This window comes from Bacillus sp. MT(2024) (assembly GCF_036362845.1).
GTDB classification, from domain to species: Bacteria; Bacillota; Bacilli; order Bacillales; family Bacillaceae; genus Bacillus; species Bacillus velezensis.
The window spans coordinates 3,354,996-3,373,742 of sequence record NZ_CP143632.1; the positions used below are offsets into that span (position 1 = coordinate 3,354,996).

The window sequence follows — 18,747 nt, forward strand, 5'->3', positions numbered from 1 at the left end:
TTACTGTTCCTTTTTCCAATTCATATTGTAAAGCTTCATAACAGCCCCCGCATTTTCTCCCGCGTCATATCCCAGCCGCCTGAGGGTTTCTTTAATACGCGTCCCGTCAGGCTTTGCCGCCTCTGCTGCCCGTAAAACCGCGGATGCCCATTGTCCTGGCGGTTCTTTGAGGCTGAGCCTTTTGACCAGCCCGAGCCCGGCATCGGCTTCTTCCGTTATGCCGTCTGATATCACGCACGGCACCCCGGAGGCCTGCGCTTCAACGAGCGTGACGGGCAGCCCTTCATAAAGAGACGGCATGACAAATACATCCAGCGTTTTCAGCAGATCATGAACGCGGTCTTCTATACCGATAAAACGCACATCATCATCAAGCCCCAGCTTCGCCGCCAGATTTTCCATATCGGTGCGAAGCGGACCGTCTCCGGCGAGAATCAGCTGTAAGCCGATGCCCCGCTCTTTCATATCAGCGGCCAGCCGGAGCAGAAATTCGTGGTTTTTTTCTTCTGTAAAGCGGCCGATATGGCCGATCACCAAACGGCCGTCTGCAATGCCCCGCTTCCTTTTTTCAGCTTCTGTATCCGCGCACCTGCCGGCAAATAAGTCGAGATCAATGCCGTTCGGCAAAAGATGCACGTCTTTTTCTTTCCCGAATAAGAAACGGCCCGCCTCTTTTCCGCAGGCGCACAGTGCCGTGGCGTTTGCCGTGATCAGCCGTCTGAACACAAACAGCTGCATCCCGGCAAGCCGCGACGCCCGCCCCCGCCACGACGTACTGTGCGAATGGCAGATCCGCACCGGGACGCCGGCTAAACGAGCGGCAAGCGCGATAAATCCCGACTGAAAATCGGTATGGGCGTGCACGGCGGCAAACGGGCCTTTTTCCTGAATCACCCGCTTGACCTGTTTTACAAATGTAATCGGGTTTGTGCTGCCGATGCTCGGCACATAAAAAAGCCGTCCGCCGAGAGCGAGAATTTCCTCGTCATAAGCGCACGGATCGTTCCTATGGGTTAAAAAATCAAACTGCACCTTCGTTCTGTCCATCTTCCGGTACAAATTCATCATCATCGTTTCTGCGCCGCCCCTGTTCATCCCGCTGAAGATGTGCAGCACCCGCATCGGTTTGTCAATCATGTTCGGCAAGCCCTTCTTTTTGGCGGATGTCCCTGTTTTTATGATAACGGTTCATGACCGCGGGCGGCGTAATGGCGCGGATGAGCGGTTTTGCGATATACGCGTAATGGGAAATCGGCAGCTTCAGCCGTCTGCATGCCTGAAAAACGAGCACCGCATTATCAATGGAATACGTAAACGATCTCCTTTTAAACGCATCACTGTCCTCTCTGACTTTATACAGCGTTTCCTGAAGGTTGTACCCTCGGAAACCCGCTTCAAAAAAGCGCAGCCACAAATCGATATCCTCCATCCGCCGCGTCCGCCTGACTGACCGGTAGCCGCCAAGCGCTTTGTACGCTTCAGCCCGCATCATAATGGTGCCGTGGCAGAACGGTGTGCCTTTCGCCATAATTCCCGGTTTCGGCACGGGCGGCAAAAGCCGGGCGCCCCTGACGCCGAATTCGTCAAATACGAGCATCCCCGTGCCTACGACTTGATAGTGGGCCTGCTTGTTTAAGAAAGCGGCCTGTTTTTCCAGTCTCCTCGGGTTGGAGATGTCATCACCGTCCTGCCTGGCGATATAATCCCCCGTTGCGTATGTCAGACAGCGGTTCAGCGAAGCGGCAAGCCGTTGATTCGTCTTATTTTGAATCAGCGTAATCCGGTCGCTGTAATGGTCCGCGTAACGGCGCGCAATCTGATACGTTCCGTCAGTTGACGCGTCATCACACATAATCAGTTCCCAATTCTTATACGATTGGCTCAGGATGGATTCAATACTCTCCGCTAAAGTCTCTTCGCAATTATAAATTCCCATGATGACGGAAATTTTCGGTTGTGCTCCTGCATTCATACGCTTTTCTCCTTTTTATCCATATAACCGGCGTAAATGTGCGCCATTTCCTTTACCGTACGTGTTTCTGAAAAACATTCCGCCGTCCTGCGCCCTTCTTGTCCCATTGCTTTTCGCAGACCCGGGGATCGGTACAGCTTTTCAATCCGATCGGCAAATGCCGCGCTGTCCCCTGCCGGCACGAGAAAACCGTTCACACCGTCTTCGATGATCTCACGGTGCCCCCTGTTGTCCGCGGCAACGACGGGCTTTTCGGCAGCCATTCCTTCAAGCAGATTCATGCCGAGCCCTTCGCGGATGCTTGAGGCGACAGACAGATCGGCAAGCTGAATCAGCTCATGAATGTCACGGCAAAAACCGTAAAACCGCACAATGTCGGATACCCCGAGTGATTCAGCCTTTTTTCTGTACGGCTCTTCCATCGCGCCTTCTCCGGCAAATACGAGTTTCAGCTCCGGAATGCGGTTCTTCAGCAGTGCCGCAGCCTCAATGAGAAGTCCCTGGTTTTTATTGCCGTTTAATTCAGCGGGGTATATGAGGATAAATTCCCCGGCGCCGAAGCCGTGTTTTTCTCTCAGACGTTCACTCTCTGCCCGGCTCACAGGGCGAAACCTGTCTGTATTCACGCCGATGCCGTGTATTTTCTTCGCGCCGCAAGCTGTTTTTTTCATTTGCTTGGCCCGTTCGTAATCCTCTTCATTAATCGTAATCAAACAATCCGTGTAAGAAGAGAGAAATTTTTCGATCGGGTAATAAAGAAGCCAGTTTTTCAGGGGCGCTCCGTCGCAGAAGTGAAAGCCGTGCGCGGTGTACAGCACCTTTGTCCCTTTTTGGCGCGCTTGTCTCGCCGCAAGGCGTGCAAGCACGCCGCCGACCGGCGTATGACAGTGAATCATGTCGTAGCCGTTGTCCTGAATGAGCCGTTTCAGCCGCCTGTAAACAGAAAGATTTTCGGGATGAAACGGCGAGCGCCGGATCGGAATGGAAAACTTTTCATCAACGAACGGAAGATTCATATTGCCGCCTGCCGCGACGTGCACTTCCCACCCCATATCCTGAAACCATTGAAAATACGGAAGATGAAAGGCTTTAAAATGATAATCGACAGTGGCGCAGAATAATACTTTTTTCGTCATCTTTCTGTCCTCCCATCACACACCTGCGGCCGCTTCTTCATGTACTGATTCGATCGCCTCAAACAGCCGTTTTCTCAGCTCATCTTCAGGCAGACGGCTGAATTCCTCCATAAAACGGATGAGCACGGCCCAATCCCCGTCGATCGCTTTCCCGATATGGATTTTCGGAAAAATCTGTTCCGTATGTACTTCATTATGATTCAGCAGTTCTTCATACATCTTTTCTCCCGGGCGGATACCGGAGAATTCAATGGGAATCTGTTCTGTCGTATAGCCTGATAAATGAATCAGGTTTTTTGCCAAGTCGACGATTTTGACGGGTTCTCCCATATCCAGAACGAAAATCTGCCGCCCCTTTGCAAGCGCCCCCGCCTGAATGACGAGTCTTGACGCTTCGGGGATCGTCATAAAATATCTTGTCATCGCCGGATGCGTGACGGTGACGGGTCCGCCTTTTTCAATCTGCTTCTTGAAAATCGGAATGACGCTGCCGCGGCTTCCGAGCACATTCCCGAAACGGACGGCGGCGAATTTGGTGTTGCTGACCTTTCCGAGGTTCATGATGACCATTTCCGCAAACCGCTTCGTCGCGCCCATGACATTGGCCGGATTGACCGCTTTGTCAGAAGAAATCAGCACGAATGTTTCCGTTCCGCACATATCGGCGGCTTCGGCGACATTTTTCGTGCCGATAATATTGTTTTTGACGGCTTCTTCCGGATTATGTTCCATTAACGGCACATGTTTATGGGCGGCCGCATGATAGACGACGTGCGGCTCGTATTTTTTCATCAAGGTAAAGATTTTATCTCTGTCCTGAATATCGGCGATCTCCGCATGAAAAAGCACCTCTTTGCCGAAGCGTGCGGACAGTTCGTTATGCACCGAATAAATGCTGTTCTCCCCGTGGCCGAGAAGGACGATTTCATGCGGAAGAAACGAGCTGATCTGGCGGCAGATTTCAGAACCGATAGAGCCGCCGGCGCCCGTGACCAGAATCGTTTTCCCTTTGATGCTGTCAGAAATTTTGCTCGTATCAAGGGTGACCGGCTTTCTGCCGAGGAGATCTTCGGCTTTCACATCCCTGATGTGTCCGGCAGCCTGCGTTCCGAGCAGGATCTCATCAAATTGCGGCATGATTTTAATATGGGCGCCCGTCTGTACACATTCTTTGTACAGCGTCTGAAGCTCATGGGTGCAAAGAGACGGAATGGCGATGATAATGTGGTGAATTCTCAGCCTCTGCACCGCCGGCATAATGCTTTCTTTTCCGCCGATGACGGGCAGGCCCATAATTTTGAGCTTATGCTTCGTCTGATCATCATCAATAAAAGCCACAGGCATGATTCCAAGATCGTTTTTCTGGGTAAGCTGACGGACGAGCAGCGTTCCTCCTGCGCCCGCGCCGATGATCAGCGCCCGGGAAGAGTCATTTTGCTTCCTGCCGATCGTTTCTTTCAGTACGCGCGAAATCATCCGGCTTCCTCCGATGAACAATAGCTGAATCATCCAGCTGACGGCTAACAGCCGGAATAAAATCGTGTGGAACACCCCGTATTGGACGGCGGCTGTCACAGCTGCGGACAGCGTGATCCCCTTCAGCAGATCAAGCAGCTCGCCTATTCCCGTATACGTCCATACCTGCTTATACTGGTGAAACATAAAAGCGCATACATGATGGCTGATCAGCATGCTTACGGCAGTCAGCAGCAACGCTCCGGAGTCATAAAAGTGATAAGAATCCTCAAAAAATTGATATCCTATAACAACGGAAAGTAAAACGAGATACGTATCCAATGCAAAAATCATTGAAAGTCTTCTCCGGTAAGTCAATCTTTCCCCTCCTCATTTATCGGTTTAGCTGATACGGTTTTCGTAAAAACAGACATAACAGCTAAGCCGATAACAATGCATCATCTTAAGATAAATTGGGCATTTAACCCGTCCTCACACCCCGCCACCGACGACCAGCATCTAAGGCAGCGGAAAACGCCGCCCACAGCAGAGCCGAGTGCCTCCGTTGATAAAGGTAAGGAGACATCACCTGCACCGCTCAATACGAGTAGTGCTCTGTTTTTTTGATTTTCTTTTTATTCAGCAGCGCCCCCAAAAGCTTTGCCTTAGACTGCTGAAGCGCGTCTTTCGCCTTTTGGACGGTATCCATTTTCGTTTTTCCGCTCAAGACGACGAGAACGCTTCCATCTGTCTGGTTCGCTAAAATCTGTCCGTCCGCCACCGCCAAAAGCGGAGGTGAATCGAAAATAACCAGACTGTACCGGCTGTACATCTCCTGAATCAGCTCTCCCATCGCCTTTGAAGATAAAAGCTCAGCCGGATTCGGCGGCGTCGGCCCGCTCGTTAAGACGTAAAGGTTATCAATCAGCGTTTTTTGCACCGTTTCGCCGAGGGAAGCGTTTCCGACTAACACATTCGTAAGGCCTTGTACATTTTCAAGCTGATAGGTCTCGTGTATCGTCGGTTTTCGTAAATCCGCATCGACGAGCAGCACCTTTTTTTCCTGCTGCGCAAATACCGCGGCAAGGTTGGCGGCGCTGAATGACTTTCCTTCTCCCGGAACGGAGGAAGTGACGAGAATGGAGCGCAAATGGGTCTGAACAGAGGAGAACTCAATATTTGTCCGAATGGTGCGGTATTGTTCAGCCACCAATGATTTGTGATGTAAAACGGATATTTGAGCCAGTCCCCTTCTTGATTTCTTTTTTCTGAATCCCAAACGCCTCACTCCCCGAAATGTTTTTCATCAGACCGTGTCTGCTGATTTTTGATGTCATACACAACCCCTAAAACAGGCAAGTCTGTTTTTTCGCTGAGCTGCCGCTCGCTTTTAACGGTTTCATCAAGAAAGTGGAGAAAAAACGCAAGCGTCACACCCGCCATGAGAGCCGCACCGAACGCCATCATGATATTCCTGATGCGCGAAGGCTTGACCATCGGACTTTCCGATGCTTTTGCCTCGGACAAAACAATGACGCCTTTTATATTCATCCTGTCACGGACTTCTTTTTTAAATGTCTTCATCAGCGTGTTCGCTATAGCGGCGGCCTGTTTCGGATTCTCGTCCTGCACCGCTACGGTAATGATCTCTGAATCGGTTTCGCTGCTTGTCGTGATCTTTGCTTTTAAAGCGGATGCCGTCTCAGAAAGATGCAGCTTCTGTTTCACTTTCTCAAGCACAACCGGGCTTTTCATGATCGTTTGAAACGTATTGTTGTAATGAAGATTCAGCTGAACGTCGCTGAGATTCGAATTTTTTTCACCGCTTGTTTCATGAATGAGCACTTGGGTCGATGCCTGATAAACGGGCGAAACCACCCGGAATTGGATGTATCCCGTCACCAGCGTTACAACTGCTGTCATGATAAAAATCAGTAAAAGTCTGTGTTTAATAATGTCAAATAATTCTTTAAAACTCATATTCTCATTCATGTAATTACAGCCTCATCCTTATTGCATCAGGCTTAAACGCCCCCTTCTGTTAATGATTGGATTATAAAAGAAAAGGTCGAAATTTGAAAATTTCAAATTAAGCCATTTGGTTCTTTTTAGAGAACATTATCATGATTTTCCTCTTATTTACTGCACTTACCTTATAATTTTAAATTTTATAAAGAACGAAAAATTTCTTATAATGAACAAAAAAATGCCAGTATACAGGGGAGAATTCAGCACAATGATTGGAAGAATAATTCGTTTATACCGCAGAAGAAAAGGCTACTCTATTAATCAGCTAGCAGTTGAAGCAGGTGTCTCTAAATCTTATTTAAGCAAGATAGAACGGGGGGTTCACTCAAATCCGTCCATCCAATTTCTGAAAAAAGTATCCGCCACCCTGCAGGTCGATCTGACGGAGCTTTTTGATGCCGAAACGATGCTGCATCAGATGGGAGACACGGAAGATGAGTGGCGCATCCACCTTGTGCAGGCCGTGCAGTCGGGCATGCCGAAAGAAGAACTGTTCACCTTTACGAACAAACTGACTGAAAAACGGCCGGAGCCCGCACCCTACCGCAACAGAAAACTGACTGAATCCAACATTGAAGAATGGAAAGCGCTGATGCAGGAAGCAAAAGAACTCGGCTTGTCCGTTCAGGAAGTCAGATCATTTTTAGAACGGAAGCGTTACTGAGGATATGCTGATGAAAGGGCTTTTATTCGCTTCATGTCTTCATCTCTGTTTATAATGAAAAGAAAAAAGGGGATGAAATCATGACAAAACTTACCGTTCAAACCCGCTGCGGCGCACTGAAAGGAACTGCCGGCCGCGGTGCCCGCACATGGAAGGGCATACCGTACGCGAAGCCGCCCGTCGGAGAGCTGAGATTTAAAGCGCCGGAGCCGCCCGCACTTTGGGACGGCGTAAAACATGCCGATTCGTTCGGACCGGTTTGTCCGCAGCCGGATGATATGCTGTCCATATCGTTTTCCGGGGATATACCGCCTCAATCTGAAGATTGCCTTTACCTCAACGTTTTCGCCCCCGATTCAGAGGGCGAAAAAAAGCCTGTCATGGTATGGATACACGGCGGGGCATTTTATTTAGGTGCCGGAAGCGAACCGCTTTACGACGGATCTGCCCTTGCCGCTGAGGGAGATGTCATTGTCGTGACACTCAATTACAGGCTCGGACCGTTAGGCTTTTTACATTTGTCTTCTATTCATGACGCATATTCCGCCAATATCGGGCTGCTCGATCAGATCGCCGCGCTGCGCTGGGTGAGGGACAATATCTCCGAATTTGGAGGAGACCCGGATAACGTCACGATATTTGGTGAATCGGCAGGCGGCATGAGCATCGCCTCACTTATGGCAATGCCTGACGCAAAAGGTCTGTTTCATAAAGCCATTTTAGAAAGCGGCGCCTCTCATACGATCCCGGCGGACATGGCAAAAGACATCGCGGCGGCATTTATTCATGAAGCCGGCACTGATCAATTGCAGGAGCTTTCCGTTAATGACCTGCTTAAGACTGCGGATAAAGTGCGGCGCTCACTGGATCAAAACATTTTTCAGCTTTTGTTTCAGCCCGCCATCGATCCGGCCACATTGCCTGCGGAACCGGTGAAAGCCATAGCAGACGGGGCCGCAGAAGGCATACCTATGATCATCGGAACCAATCGTGATGAAGCATATTTGTTTTTCACCCCTGATACAGACATTCACTCCGAGAAAAAGCAGCAAGATTATTTGCATTATCACCTCGGAGAGAACTGCACCGAACAAGCGGCAGATTTATATCCGCATTCATTAACGGGACAAATCAATATGATGACGGATCTGATTTTCTGGCGGCCGGCTGTCGCTTTCGCACAAGGACAGTCGCAACACGCACCGGTCTGGATGTACCGCTTTGATTGGCATGGCGAAACACCGCCGTTTCATAAAGCCGTTCACGCTCTGGAATTGCCGTTTGTGTTCGGAAACTTTGATTCTTTGAGAAAGACGCTGCAAGAGCCGCTCGGTGATGACGCAGAACAGCTTTCCAAACAAATCCAATCCGCATGGCTCGCTTTTGCAAAAACCGGAAACCCGAACACCTCTCACTTCAATTGGCCTGAATATGAAACCGATTCACGCGAAACTTTGCTTTTCAACACGGATACCGCTGTCGAAAGTGATCCCGATTCAGCAAAACGCCGCATCCTGTTTCAAGCCTAAAAAACGCCAAGGGAGCCGGCTCCCTTGGCGTTTCATTTTCATCTTACAGACATCAGTCAGCTTCGCAGCATATCCATTTCCGCATTACCCCTGATATGTTATATTCCAACCCAATACGTTAACCAAACATTCATAAAGGAGTTTTTATATGGAGAAATCAAGTATTATCGGTACAGCTGCCGTTATAATCGGGGCGCTTATTATCTTAGTTTCATTTATCTTCCTGCGCGACACTGATTTCTATGCCGTGAGGTGGATAGGGGTTGTTATCATGGTTGCAGGGTTTTCATTCGGTCCGGCCCACACTATTTCAAAACATAAAAACAAACATGAAAAAGAAACCCGGTAACCTTTACTGGGTTTCGTTCATACCTTTCATTTTATCTCACTTCATAATGCAACTCCGCAAATTGTTTGTAACGCCTGACATCAGTCAGCTTCAGTCCTGTCTCCCGGTCTCCGGGTTTAAACAAAGAAATTCCGCGGCCGAGCAGAACGGGGGCGATCTGAATGATAAACTCATCGACAAGTTTTTCCTCCAAAACCGGGTGCAGCAGATCACTCCCGCCGACAATCCAAATCCGCTTGCCTTCTTGGCGTTTCAATGCATTTATAAAATCGGCAGGCTCTTCATGAATAAACCGCACATGTTCAGTACGCCCGGTCAATGTCCGCGAAAACACATAGCATTCTTTACCTTTGTACGGAAATTCCTCAGGCAATAAAACCAATATTTCCTCGTATGTTTTTCTGCCCATAATGATCGTATCGACAGATTCATAGAAAGCTTCATAATCGGTGCTGTCTTCACCTTCAGTTCCGATTAACCAATCTAAAGAATGATTTTCCCGCGCAAGATAGCCATCTGCGCTGACAGCTCCGTAAAAAACGAGCTTTCTTTGACCGCTCATAAAATCCCTCCCCCTTTTTTATTATACCTTAAACATGCGGGTGAAATGAAAAATGATAGAATCGGATAAAAACCGCCGTTACCGGGTTTTCGTTTCTTCCTGCTTTGGAGATGCTGTTAATATGCCGTCTATCCATCTTCCGGTAATCGGCATAAAGAAATGAAGGATGATCCCTCCTAAACAAACGGTTAATAACGTTCCGATGCCTACCGGACCTTTTAGCATCACGGCCAGTATGAAAAATATGAAGTAAATGACCGTTCTTGAAAAAAAGATGCTTCTCCCGGTTAAATCACGGACAATTAGCGTTAACCGATCAACCGGGATCGGTGCGAAATTTGTGTGCAGATAGGTTGCGGTTCCTATCCCTATCACAACTAAACCGATTGCAAAACAGCCCGCCTTTCCGTACCATAGTTGAGGCGTTATGACTCGATGCAGAAAAAAAAGCCACATATCAATCCCGATTCCCGTTATGAACGCCGTAATCATCCCTGAAAATTCCGGTCTTTGCCTTTTTAACATTGAATTACAGCAAATTAACAGGAAAGCGATGATGATTTCCCAGCTTCCCACGGTAAGCCCTGCATGGACGGACAATCCCACAATAAGCGCATCAAAAGGCGATGTTCCAAGATCTGATTGAATCGTGACAGAAATACCAAAGGTCAAGATCATGATTCCTAAAACATAAAAAACATATTTCACTTTATCGTCCTCATCTTCTTATTTTATGTTGCAAATACAACAAAATTACGTTATGTTTACTATACGGTATTTTCATTGCAAATACAACAAAATCCAGCTGATATGATAAATGAAGAAAGGAGCTGTATGACCATGAGTATTCAATTAAAAAAGTGCAGCCTTAACGATATAACAGAGCTCCGGGAGATAAGCATTGAAACATTCAATGATACATTTAAAGATCAAAATTCACCTGAAAATATGAAAGCTTATTTGGAAAATGCATTCCGCTCTGAACAGCTGAAAAAGGAATTATCCAATCCGTCTTCTCAATTCTATTTTGTTTATTATCATCATGACCTTGCGGGGTATGTAAAAGTCAACATGAACGAAGCACAGTCAGAAAAAATGGGGGAAGATTCTCTTGAGATTGAGAGAATTTATATAAGAAAAAGCCATCAGAAACACGGGCTTGGCAAATATCTGCTGAATCAAGCTGTGAAAATCGCAACAGCACACAACAAAAAGAACATCTGGCTGGGCGTATGGGAAAAAAACGAAAATGCAATCGCCTTTTATCAAAAAATGGGGTTTGTCCAAACCGGAGAACACTCTTTTTATATGGGGGATGATAAACAAGTCGACTTTATCATGACCAAAACCCTGTCGTAAAAGGATACAAAAAACCCGGCCAAGCTGCCGGGTTTTTCTCTTATTTTAATTTTCCCGCACGGATATCATCGGTCATTCCTTCGTACGGCGCTTCTGAAATCAATGTTTCGTTATTGATTCCCGCATTGTTGAGATACGTAATATCCGCAAACTCGGGAACGACATATTTCGGGTACGTTTCATATTTCTCACGTGACTCTTTCATCACGTCAATGTAATCATTTTGGTAGCACACCGTGATTTCCGGATGCTCATGCACCCATTTCGGGAAGAAAATAATTCCGTGCATCCGTTTTTCATGCGGCATAAAGTTTAAGGAAACGTCTGTGCCTGTCGGTTCAGTCCATGACACTTTGTATACGCCTTCTGTCAGCTTGACGATATTCACTTCCTGGTCGCGCACCCAACGGCCGCCTACCATTCCGCTATGAATCCGATAGTCGATCGTATGATCATTTTTAATATAGATTTCATACTCCCAGCCGTTTTCATACGTGTAAATCATATGGCTTCCGATAAAGTTTTCCATGTTGACTCACTCTCCATCTTATTATTGAATTTCATAAATATCTAACCGAATGTCATCCGGCAATCTGACCGCAGCCCCGATAAACAGCCGGTCCTGCAGATGCTGATATGCCTCATTGCTTGTTTCAAACACAGGCACAGTGCGGAAATACACGTGCTCGGGATCAATGATGCGGTTCACTGACTCATAAATGACTTTTTTAAAGAAAGTTCATTCAAGGACGTATCACCTCCCGAGACATTATGTTTATTTAAACATGTAACTATTTACACATTTAATTGTAACGCTGTTAAAATGGACTGTCAAATAATGAGCTTTTTCCGGTTATATTTTACCCGGAAAAAGAGGTGTTCAATAAAAAAGACAAGGGCGGCCCACGCCGAAACCCTTGTCTTTTTCATTAAGCTCATCTATAAAAAACGCAGACGAGCGTCTTCTTAGTAATCACAATCTTTATCTCTGCATCCTTTCTTACTTACAGCGTCTATTGAGTGCCCCATGATCTTGTCATTTGCTTTATCATAAATACCATCAAATTTATTCGATGTATCACCGTTGTAATAGCCAAATACCTCTATCCCGCCCATTGGATCTATCTCGTATTTATCTTTAAATGTAACGTTATGTATACCTTCATAATTCGCTTTGATAAATTTCTCCATTCGTTCTTGCGCAATCTTTATCTCTTCAGCCTGAACATTTTTATCATTCATACTCTTCATTATAAAACCTCCGGCTGCTATTAAGATAATGAAGATAATAATATATTTTTTCACAGAATCATCCGTCCCATCAGTTATGATGAAGCTCGCGGACTAGAAAATGGTGGTGACATCCGATGCATTTAGGGTCTTAAGATTTTTCTTCCGCATCCACAGAGGAGCTCCCTATTTTGTCACCTACAGGATCATATAAACCGTCAAATTCTTTAGTTTTATCGCCGTTTAGATACCCCTCAACTGTAATTCCGCCAGTTGGATCAATAAAATAATCATCATAAGAAATTTTCTCTATTCCCTTGTACTCGTGATGCAAGTATTCGGTCATTTTACTTTTGGCTTTTTCAAAAAGAGCCTTTTCTTCCTTTTTCACATCATATTGATGCTTCATAATCAACCCTCCAACAGTTATAATTAACACCGATACAATAATAAGGTATTTTTTCAAAAAAAATCATTCCTTTCCCTACCCTATTTTACATGACAAGAAAGGTGCTATATAAACGTGCTTATAACTATGACTATCTTAAAAGGAAATTAGTGAACAATGAGTATATACGTACTAATTCTTCCATTTCAAAACCTACTTATTGGTACGTCGATCAAATAAAATCAGACGATGATACAGGGCTCGATGCGGTTGTATTAGTACAAGCAGTGAAGAAAAATGGTAAACTGTGAAATCAAAAACCCCGAAAACGTGGTCGTCCCCTTTGCAGGAACCGAAATCGCAAAAGGCCCGATCTTTGACGGCGGGAATATTGTTTTCGGAAATAATCCGAAAACAGAAGTGTATTATTTTGTAAAAGAAGATACGGAGGATACATCGAACGGTCGGAACCTACAATAGTAATTTGCCCACCTAAATATTTGATAGCTTAATATTGCAGTGCTTCTTGGACTTCCCCTCATGGATTAAGTAAACGTAACTACTGAAAACTTGATATGAATATACTTTCAGCATGTCAAAAGCAAAGCTAACCAATTCAGAATTCATCGCGATTGTTACTGACAAGTTAAGATTGGAACTTAAAGCGAGTAAAATGCTGATCTGACGTTTTTCCTAACGTTGAGTTGTCATGATATTTGTACGCGGTTATCGTTAATATCGGGGATACCTCGACAAATGAGACGGTAGAGGCGATTGATCTCAGGAATAGGTTTGAACTGTATGAGAAACATATCTCGAATCTTGTAAGATAATTAAACAAAATAAATACCCACTCATCCTGAGGTGGGTATTTTATCTTTCTTCGGCATTGACCACTGAAATACCTATCTCCTTGTTCGTTGGATCATATATACCGGAAAATTCTTTTTCTTTATTATTATTTATGTAGCCTGAAACTTCAACTCCGCCTGTCGGATCGATATTGTAGTCTTTTGAAAAATGAACTTCCTGTACATTTTTATAGTCTTTTTTTAAGTAAATCTTCATGTGCTCTTGCGCCTCAATCACAAGTTTTTCTTCGTTTTTATGTTTATCATATTGACGCTTCACGAAAAAACCTCCCACTGCTATAATTATAACAATTAGGATAATAATGTATTTTCTCATGCGTATCATCCTTTCGGAACTATTTTACAATATAAGAAAGGTGATGTATATATGCCAAAAGGAAAAGAAATAACCGTCTCTAATGTCACAGATAAAGAATATTACCGTTTGAGTCAAGCAGCTTATAATTATAAAATGTTAGCCCTGCATATGAAATATAAAACTCCTTATAAAATAAGTAAGACGTCATATTGGTACGTTGAGAAAGTGAAGCAGGATTCTGATACGGGTCTTGATGCCTTTGTATTCTCAAAAGGCATCAAGACAAAAAACGGAAAATGGGTAAAATCAAAAAACCCCGAAAACGTGGTCGTCGCCTTTGCGGGAACCGATATCGGAAAAGACCCGATCAATGACGGCGTAAAAGCGGACGGCGGGAATATTGTTTTCGGAAATGATCCGCAAAAAGAAGTGTATTATATTGTAAAAAAAGGCGCGGAGGATACCTCGAAAACACTCGGAAAATACAATGGAACGCCCTCTCAAGACGCCATGCTCACAACCGGAAAGTATAAGCTGATAACGAAAACATCGCAAATCGATCAAGCCGATCAGCTGGTACGCAGCGTAAAGAAAAAGTATGCCGGAACGTCAACGATTATTTCAACAACCGGCCATTCACTCGGCGGCGCTGAGGCCGAATACAGCGCAGTGAATAATGATGTGTACGCCGTCGCGTTTAACAGCCCCTCCGTCGTAAAACTGCACGATGAAGAAACACAGAAAGACATCAACAGCGGCATATACGATCCATACATCCGGTCCATTATCAATCCGGACGACATGGTCGGGGCAGGTTATTGGAACGAATATGACCGCCACAACGGGACAACAATTTATACGAAAAACCCCTCGCTCTCACAGTTCAGCCGGAAGCAGCGGCTTGGCGGGAACTTAAACGAGCAGATCAGCAAGAATCTCGCTTATTTCTTCACTACGGTCATTCTGAGAAATCCGGATACACACGGCTTAAACGAAGCGAATTTCATATTTGACCGAAACGGAAACATCACAAATCCGAATGGTGATGAATTAGTTTTCGATAAAAATCTCGGCGCTCTTCTGCCGGCCGGTGCGATCGGAAGCGGAGACGCGATAAAAGTAACGCCGAAAAACGCAAAGAAGCTGGCTGAAAAGGTGCAGGCCATGACTGAGGATTTGCGGACGATGAAAAAAGAAGCGCAGAACGCCTATCAAGAGCACGATGAAAAAATCGCCGAGCTGAAAACGGAATTTTACGGCCAAGTTGGGCATGGCTTGTTTGATCAGCTTCAAGCACAGGACGTGACCAATACAATTGAAGATATTGCGCAATCCTACGATAAAGGCCCGATTTTTTACGACACACAGGCTGAGCAGGCGTTTATTGATTCTTTGCAGGCGGCGATCACGGACCTTGAAGAGATCGGCGGATTCTTACATAAAATAGCGGACGAATTTCAGGAAAAAGACCAGATGCTCGCAAACTGGTTAAGATGATAGAGGTGGATACATAATGCCGACATTAGACGAACTTTTAGAACACAAGGACGACCCGATGAAGAAAAGGCTGCAGCGGCAGATGCTGAAAACCGCCATGACGCAGGCAGCGGGGACAAAACTGGAAACAGTGCGCCAAACGCTGAAACCGACATTCGAAATGGATACGTTGAAAGATGAATTATATGAAGTGTATTCAGCACTATTAAACAGCTTCGAAGGCAAGGCGCAAAAAGCTCTCGCACAGCGGATCAGTGAAAGTGCGCGGCTGATTGCCGGAACCGAACATAACAGAGACACATTCGTTAGCAGTTTCAAAACAAGATAAAATAAAAAAACCTCGCAGATTTATCATCTGCGAGGTTTTTCCTATCGTCTTAACTGAGACGCGCTCGGAGGGATTCGAACCCCCGACAGACGTGGTACCGGAAACCACCGCTCTATCCAACTGAGCTACGAGCGCACGTTTTTTCAATCAGATACCTTTATATTATAATAAAGAAACGCACAGAAAGCAACTCTTTTTTGATTACACACAACAGGATTATGCAGCGTCCTCATGCAGCATAATCCTGCATCATTTAACGGCATTGATTTTCACAAAAAACTTATTTCAGGCGGCCGCCCCCGGCTCGGTACATTTCCAGCCGCTGCAGAAAAAGCGGCAATCACCCGTTTCAGCTTTTTTTCCAAATGTCTTTTAACGTCCAATAGGTGAATTCCTCAACCTTTACGGCGCCTTTCTCAGAAAACAGCTCAATCCCCAATCTGCCCTCATTCGGATAGATACGGCTTGTCATCGTTGTTTCTCCATGATTGGCGAATACTTCAACCGAGGATCTGTCAATAAAGATACGCAGCGCCAGCTTGCCGTTTGCATCCAGCCGCACCCTTCTCACACCGTCTTTCGCTTTCCCCATCTTAGTGCAATCAAGTGTCAGCTTTTTATCCGTTAGATTGTATGTCAGCACAAGTTCTTCTTCGTCAAGGCCGCGAATTTTAAAACCTGCCGCTTCGGCATCAGAATCGTTTACATCAAACACGGCTCGGACTTCAAGCAGGTCTTCGGACGTCTTTGCCAAGTAACTCCCTGAAATCGATCGTCCGGCACATTCCCGATATTCCATTTTCCGCAGCTGCTTGGTTTCTTCCACGGGATTCATCAAAAGTTTATGATCATCACGCAAAGTCAGTTCTCGCGGCAAAGTCAGTGCACCGCACCATCCGTCTGCTTTTGTCGGCATCTCAGATTCCCACATATCCATCCAGCCGATAGCAATTCTGCGTCCTTTATCATCTAATAATGTTTGCACGGCGTAAAAGTCATGGCCGTGATCCAGTTCTTTAAAAGCGCCGTGTGTAAATTTGTTTGTTTCATTATTATAGTCACCGATTAAATAGCCGGTTTGATGTAAATTTTGATAGGAATCACCGTCCGCTTCAATACCCTGTGGCGAAATCAGCAGGACATGTTTGCCGCCTAGTTCAAAGAAATCAGGACATTCCCACATATAGCCGAGATTACCGTCACTTTGGGCGAGAACCCCCGCGTATTCCCAATCACGCAAATCAGGTGAACGGTATAAAACGACCCGTCCGACATTTTCTTTTGAAGAGTTGCCGATGACCATATACCAAACATCGCGATGCTTCCATACTTTCGGATCGCGGAAATGACGGGCGCTGTCTTCCGGCGGTTCCGCAATAACGGGGTTTTCCTGAAGCTTTTCAAACACGGTTCCATCTTGGCTGACAGCGATATTTTGAGTTTGATAGAATAGGTCTTTCTCTTGATCAATTATATTATGTCCTGTATAGATAAGGGCTAATCTTCCATGATCATCGACCGCGCTTCCCGAAAAACAGCCGCTTTGATCGAATGCGTCGCCCGGAGCTAAGGCAACCGGCAGGTGCTCCCAATGAATGAGATCTTTACTTTTTACATGTCCCCAATGCATCGGCCCCCAATGCTCATCATACGGATGATGCTGAAAAAAGACGTGGTATTCTCCTTTAAACTGAATAAGCCCGTTCGGATCATTGATCCAATTCGCCCGGGGCATAATATGATACCCCAATCGATACCTTTGTTTCACTTTACCCTCGGCTTCCTTCAAAGCTTCTTCCGCCTGCTGAATTCTGTCCATTTGTAACATCCTCTCTATCCGATTTTTTGCAGACGCTGGACACGCCTGCTGTTTTGTTTCGGGCCCAATAAAGTAAATATGGAAATGACGGTAAAACCAAAGACGATGATTCCCATGATGAGATAGGTTTGACGGAACCCCGCACTGTCATATAATCCTCCCGCAAGCGGCGACAGAATCGACGCGCCTGCCTGAGATGCGAATTGAAAACCGACGAGATAAAGGACGGACGACAGACGCGTATCAAAATTGGCAGCCAAATATTTAAAAACGGCGATCAGCATAATCGGCAATTCCAGTGCGTGGATGAGTTTCATTGATGAAATGCCTACAGGCTCAACTGCAATTCCGGACCCGACGATGCGGAAAGCCATTAAAAACCCCGCTAAAATCAAACTGTTTTTCGCTCCGAACTTATTGACGATAAAAGGCGCAAGAAACATCATGCCGGCCTCCAAAAACACCTGGAATGAATTCAGATAGCCGAATACTTGGTTACCCATTGACACTGAAGGAAACAAAGACGCATAGTAGATCGGGAACTGCTGATCATATACGCCGTAAATGCAAGTCACCCCGATAATGTACATCATAAAAAACCAGAAATCTTTTAATAAAAAGAGCCGCCCCACATCTTTTAACCGGACCGATTCCGCTCTGTTTTTCTCATGATCGGTCATTTCTATTTTCACAGACATGATAATGGCCGTTAATATGACGGCTGAAACAGAGGCGATCCAGAAGTTGATATTGGGATTGATATTGAAAAGCTGCCCCGCAAAAAATGCAGCCGCCGCCCAGCCCAGCGAGCCCCACATTCTTGATTTTCCATACTCGAAATCATACTTACGGCTGACCTTTTCAATGTACGTTTCAATCGCGCCTATTCCCGCCAAAAAAGCGGCTCCCAAATATAAGCCTCCGACAACGGCGCCAAGAAAGACGTTGTATTGTAAAAGCGGCCCATAGACGAAGATATAAAACGGACCCGTGAATATGAGAAGACAGCTGATCATAAACAATATCTTTTTCTTCAGCCCCAATTTGTCAGAGATAAAACCGTAAAGAGGCTGCATGCATAGGGCAAATACGGCGTTTACAGAAAAGATAATGCCTGTCGCTGATCCGTTTAAATTGATTTCCTGCCCTAACCAAATCGCAAATAAAGAATAGCTGGAAGACCAAGTAAAAAAGAAAAAGAAGAAATAAGCACTCAGTTTCCAATACAGACTTTTTGAGCTTTTCATTTGCACCGCTCCTT

At 45.7% G+C, this 18,747-nt stretch carries 21 protein-coding genes, 1 tRNA gene and 2 pseudogenes; 8 read left to right on the forward strand and 16 right to left on the reverse strand.

Translation table 11 applies throughout. The annotated features are described in order from the left end of the window. The 6 genes from VP472_RS16765 to VP472_RS16790 all read right to left on the reverse strand — a co-directional run bounded on the left by VP472_RS16765 (window position 1) and on the right by VP472_RS16790 (window position 6,555). Window positions 1–1,137, reverse strand: a complete 1,137-nt coding sequence (locus VP472_RS16765) for a glycosyltransferase family 1 protein (RefSeq protein ID WP_146275556.1) — start codon at window positions 1,135–1,137, stop codon at window positions 1–3. Beyond that, window positions 1,130–1,972, reverse strand: a complete 843-nt coding sequence (locus VP472_RS16770; protein WP_146275558.1) for a glycosyltransferase EpsE — start codon at window positions 1,970–1,972, stop codon at window positions 1,130–1,132. The genes VP472_RS16765 and VP472_RS16770 overlap by 8 nt, the downstream gene beginning before the upstream one ends. Next, window positions 1,969–3,108: a glycosyltransferase family 4 protein gene (locus tag VP472_RS16775; protein WP_146275560.1), complete on the reverse strand. Its 1,140-nt coding sequence runs from the start codon at window positions 3,106–3,108 to the stop codon at window positions 1,969–1,971. The genes VP472_RS16770 and VP472_RS16775 overlap by 4 nt, the downstream gene beginning before the upstream one ends. A 15-nt stretch (window positions 3,109–3,123) precedes the next feature. Then, window positions 3,124–4,941, reverse strand: a complete 1,818-nt coding sequence (locus tag VP472_RS16780) for a polysaccharide biosynthesis protein (RefSeq protein WP_172614994.1) — start codon at window positions 4,939–4,941, stop codon at window positions 3,124–3,126. Between the two features lie 220 nt (window positions 4,942–5,161). After that, a complete protein-coding gene (locus VP472_RS16785) occupies window positions 5,162–5,842 on the reverse strand; it encodes a protein tyrosine kinase EpsB (RefSeq protein ID WP_003151543.1) in 681 nt (226 codons plus the stop codon). 5 nt (window positions 5,843–5,847) lie between these two features. Beyond that, window positions 5,848–6,555 (reverse strand): YveK family protein, encoded by a 708-nt coding sequence (locus VP472_RS16790; protein ID WP_017418864.1) that lies wholly within the window; start codon window positions 6,553–6,555, stop codon window positions 5,848–5,850. Window positions 6,556–6,799: 244 nt separating this feature from the next. Here VP472_RS16790 and slrR point away from each other — a divergent pair, with 244 nt between their 5' ends. From slrR to VP472_RS16805, 3 genes are all read left to right on the forward strand, one after another. After that, window positions 6,800–7,255, forward strand: coding sequence for an HTH-type transcriptional regulator SlrR (gene slrR / locus VP472_RS16795; RefSeq protein ID WP_017418863.1), 456 nt, complete (start codon window positions 6,800–6,802; stop codon window positions 7,253–7,255). An 80-nt stretch (window positions 7,256–7,335) separates the two neighbouring features. Next, entirely contained in the window at window positions 7,336–8,784 is a 1,449-nt protein-coding gene (locus VP472_RS16800) for a carboxylesterase/lipase family protein (protein ID WP_146275562.1), read from the forward strand. Between the two features lie 148 nt (window positions 8,785–8,932). Then, complete coding sequence (locus VP472_RS16805) at window positions 8,933–9,133, forward strand: hypothetical protein (RefSeq protein WP_003151539.1); 201 nt, start codon at window positions 8,933–8,935, stop codon at window positions 9,131–9,133. A 31-nt stretch (window positions 9,134–9,164) separates the two neighbouring features. On the opposite strand, the gene VP472_RS16810 is transcribed toward VP472_RS16805, so the two are convergent. Continuing rightward, window positions 9,165–9,695 carry a dihydrofolate reductase family protein gene (locus VP472_RS16810; protein WP_003151538.1) on the reverse strand — a complete coding sequence of 177 codons (531 nt, stop codon included), beginning with the start codon at window positions 9,693–9,695 and terminating at the stop codon, window positions 9,165–9,167. Window positions 9,696–9,773: 78 nt separating this feature from the next. Continuing rightward, window positions 9,774–10,403: a YczE/YyaS/YitT family protein gene (locus VP472_RS16815; protein ID WP_146275564.1), complete on the reverse strand. Its 630-nt coding sequence runs from the start codon at window positions 10,401–10,403 to the stop codon at window positions 9,774–9,776. Between the two features lie 132 nt (window positions 10,404–10,535). Here VP472_RS16815 and VP472_RS16820 point away from each other — a divergent pair, with 132 nt between their 5' ends. Beyond that, window positions 10,536–11,054 (forward strand): spermidine/spermine N(1)-acetyltransferase, encoded by a 519-nt coding sequence (locus tag VP472_RS16820; RefSeq protein ID WP_146275566.1) that lies wholly within the window; start codon window positions 10,536–10,538, stop codon window positions 11,052–11,054. 40 nt (window positions 11,055–11,094) lie between these two features. Here the strand turns inward: VP472_RS16820 and VP472_RS16825 are convergent, their stop codons facing one another. The 4 genes from VP472_RS16825 to VP472_RS16840 all read right to left on the reverse strand — a co-directional run bounded on the left by VP472_RS16825 (window position 11,095) and on the right by VP472_RS16840 (window position 12,750). Then, window positions 11,095–11,583: a phenolic acid decarboxylase gene (locus tag VP472_RS16825; RefSeq protein WP_146275568.1), complete on the reverse strand. Its 489-nt coding sequence runs from the start codon at window positions 11,581–11,583 to the stop codon at window positions 11,095–11,097. A gap of 21 nt (window positions 11,584–11,604) precedes the next feature. Continuing rightward, window positions 11,605–11,763 carry a DUF3237 family protein gene (locus VP472_RS16830; protein WP_146275570.1) on the reverse strand — a complete coding sequence of 53 codons (159 nt, stop codon included), beginning with the start codon at window positions 11,761–11,763 and terminating at the stop codon, window positions 11,605–11,607. 257 nt (window positions 11,764–12,020) lie between these two features. After that, the gene (locus tag VP472_RS16835; protein ID WP_070082422.1) at window positions 12,021–12,305 is read right to left on the reverse strand and encodes a DUF1433 domain-containing protein; all 285 of its coding nucleotides are present in this window, start codon (window positions 12,303–12,305) and stop codon (window positions 12,021–12,023) included. Between the two features lie 130 nt (window positions 12,306–12,435). Next, complete coding sequence (locus VP472_RS16840) at window positions 12,436–12,750, reverse strand: DUF1433 domain-containing protein (protein ID WP_044052874.1); 315 nt, start codon at window positions 12,748–12,750, stop codon at window positions 12,436–12,438. Between the two features lie 32 nt (window positions 12,751–12,782). On the opposite strand from VP472_RS16840, the pseudogene VP472_RS20160 reads away from it, so the two are divergent. Beyond that, window positions 12,783–13,150 (forward strand): annotated as a pseudogene (locus VP472_RS20160) (lipase); the annotation flags it as partial. 96 nt (window positions 13,151–13,246) lie between these two features. Further along, a pseudogene (locus tag VP472_RS16850) lies at window positions 13,247–13,357 on the forward strand (sporulation transcription factor Spo0A); the annotation flags it as partial. A gap of 188 nt (window positions 13,358–13,545) precedes the next feature. Here the strand turns inward: VP472_RS16850 and VP472_RS16855 are convergent. Next, a complete protein-coding gene (locus VP472_RS16855; RefSeq protein WP_165698143.1) occupies window positions 13,546–13,860 on the reverse strand; it encodes a DUF1433 domain-containing protein in 315 nt (104 codons plus the stop codon). 51 nt (window positions 13,861–13,911) lie between these two features. Between VP472_RS16855 and VP472_RS16860 the strand changes: the two genes are divergently transcribed. Beyond that, entirely contained in the window at window positions 13,912–15,339 is a 1,428-nt protein-coding gene (locus VP472_RS16860) for a lipase (RefSeq protein ID WP_146275572.1), read from the forward strand. Window positions 15,340–15,355: 16 nt separating this feature from the next. Beyond that, window positions 15,356–15,667 (forward strand): hypothetical protein, encoded by a 312-nt coding sequence (locus VP472_RS16865; protein ID WP_102422877.1) that lies wholly within the window; start codon window positions 15,356–15,358, stop codon window positions 15,665–15,667. 59 nt (window positions 15,668–15,726) lie between these two features. Here VP472_RS16865 and VP472_RS16870 read toward each other — a convergent pair. The 3 genes from VP472_RS16870 to VP472_RS16880 all read right to left on the reverse strand — a co-directional run bounded on the left by VP472_RS16870 (window position 15,727) and on the right by VP472_RS16880 (window position 18,733). After that, window positions 15,727–15,802 (reverse strand) — tRNA-Arg (locus VP472_RS16870). 214 nt (window positions 15,803–16,016) lie between these two features. Then, window positions 16,017–17,486: a glycoside hydrolase family 32 protein gene (locus VP472_RS16875; RefSeq protein ID WP_146275574.1), complete on the reverse strand. Its 1,470-nt coding sequence runs from the start codon at window positions 17,484–17,486 to the stop codon at window positions 16,017–16,019. Window positions 17,487–17,500: 14 nt separating this feature from the next. Then, window positions 17,501–18,733 (reverse strand): MFS transporter, encoded by a 1,233-nt coding sequence (locus VP472_RS16880; protein ID WP_101563121.1) that lies wholly within the window; start codon window positions 18,731–18,733, stop codon window positions 17,501–17,503. Window positions 18,734–18,747 lie beyond the last annotated feature (14 nt).

Bases quoted from the DNA above. Each gene is read 5' to 3' on its own strand.
- VP472_RS16765 (WP_146275556.1), bottom strand. From the start codon at position 1,137: ATGATTGACAAACCGATGCGGGTGCTGCACATCTTCAGCGGGATGAAC.
- VP472_RS16770 (WP_146275558.1), bottom strand. From the start codon at position 1,972: ATGAATGCAGGAGCACAACCGAAAATTTCCGTCATCATGGGAATTTAT.
- VP472_RS16775 (WP_146275560.1), bottom strand. From the start codon at position 3,108: ATGACGAAAAAAGTATTATTCTGCGCCACTGTCGATTATCATTTTAAA.
- VP472_RS16790 (WP_017418864.1), bottom strand. From the start codon at position 6,555: ATGAATGAGAATATGAGTTTTAAAGAATTATTTGACATTATTAAACAC.
- slrR (WP_017418863.1), top strand. From the start codon at position 6,800: ATGATTGGAAGAATAATTCGTTTATACCGCAGAAGAAAAGGCTACTCT.
- VP472_RS16800 (WP_146275562.1), top strand. From the start codon at position 7,336: ATGACAAAACTTACCGTTCAAACCCGCTGCGGCGCACTGAAAGGAACT.
- VP472_RS16805 (WP_003151539.1), top strand. From the start codon at position 8,933: ATGGAGAAATCAAGTATTATCGGTACAGCTGCCGTTATAATCGGGGCG.
- VP472_RS16810 (WP_003151538.1), bottom strand. From the start codon at position 9,695: ATGAGCGGTCAAAGAAAGCTCGTTTTTTACGGAGCTGTCAGCGCAGAT.
- VP472_RS16820 (WP_146275566.1), top strand. From the start codon at position 10,536: ATGAGTATTCAATTAAAAAAGTGCAGCCTTAACGATATAACAGAGCTC.
- VP472_RS16825 (WP_146275568.1), bottom strand. From the start codon at position 11,583: ATGGAAAACTTTATCGGAAGCCATATGATTTACACGTATGAAAACGGC.
- VP472_RS16835 (WP_070082422.1), bottom strand. From the start codon at position 12,305: ATGAAGAGTATGAATGATAAAAATGTTCAGGCTGAAGAGATAAAGATT.
- VP472_RS16855 (WP_165698143.1), bottom strand. From the start codon at position 13,860: ATGAGAAAATACATTATTATCCTAATTGTTATAATTATAGCAGTGGGA.
- VP472_RS16860 (WP_146275572.1), top strand. From the start codon at position 13,912: ATGCCAAAAGGAAAAGAAATAACCGTCTCTAATGTCACAGATAAAGAA.
- VP472_RS16865 (WP_102422877.1), top strand. From the start codon at position 15,356: ATGCCGACATTAGACGAACTTTTAGAACACAAGGACGACCCGATGAAG.
- VP472_RS16875 (WP_146275574.1), bottom strand. From the start codon at position 17,486: ATGGACAGAATTCAGCAGGCGGAAGAAGCTTTGAAGGAAGCCGAGGGT.
- VP472_RS16880 (WP_101563121.1), bottom strand. From the start codon at position 18,733: ATGAAAAGCTCAAAAAGTCTGTATTGGAAACTGAGTGCTTATTTCTTC.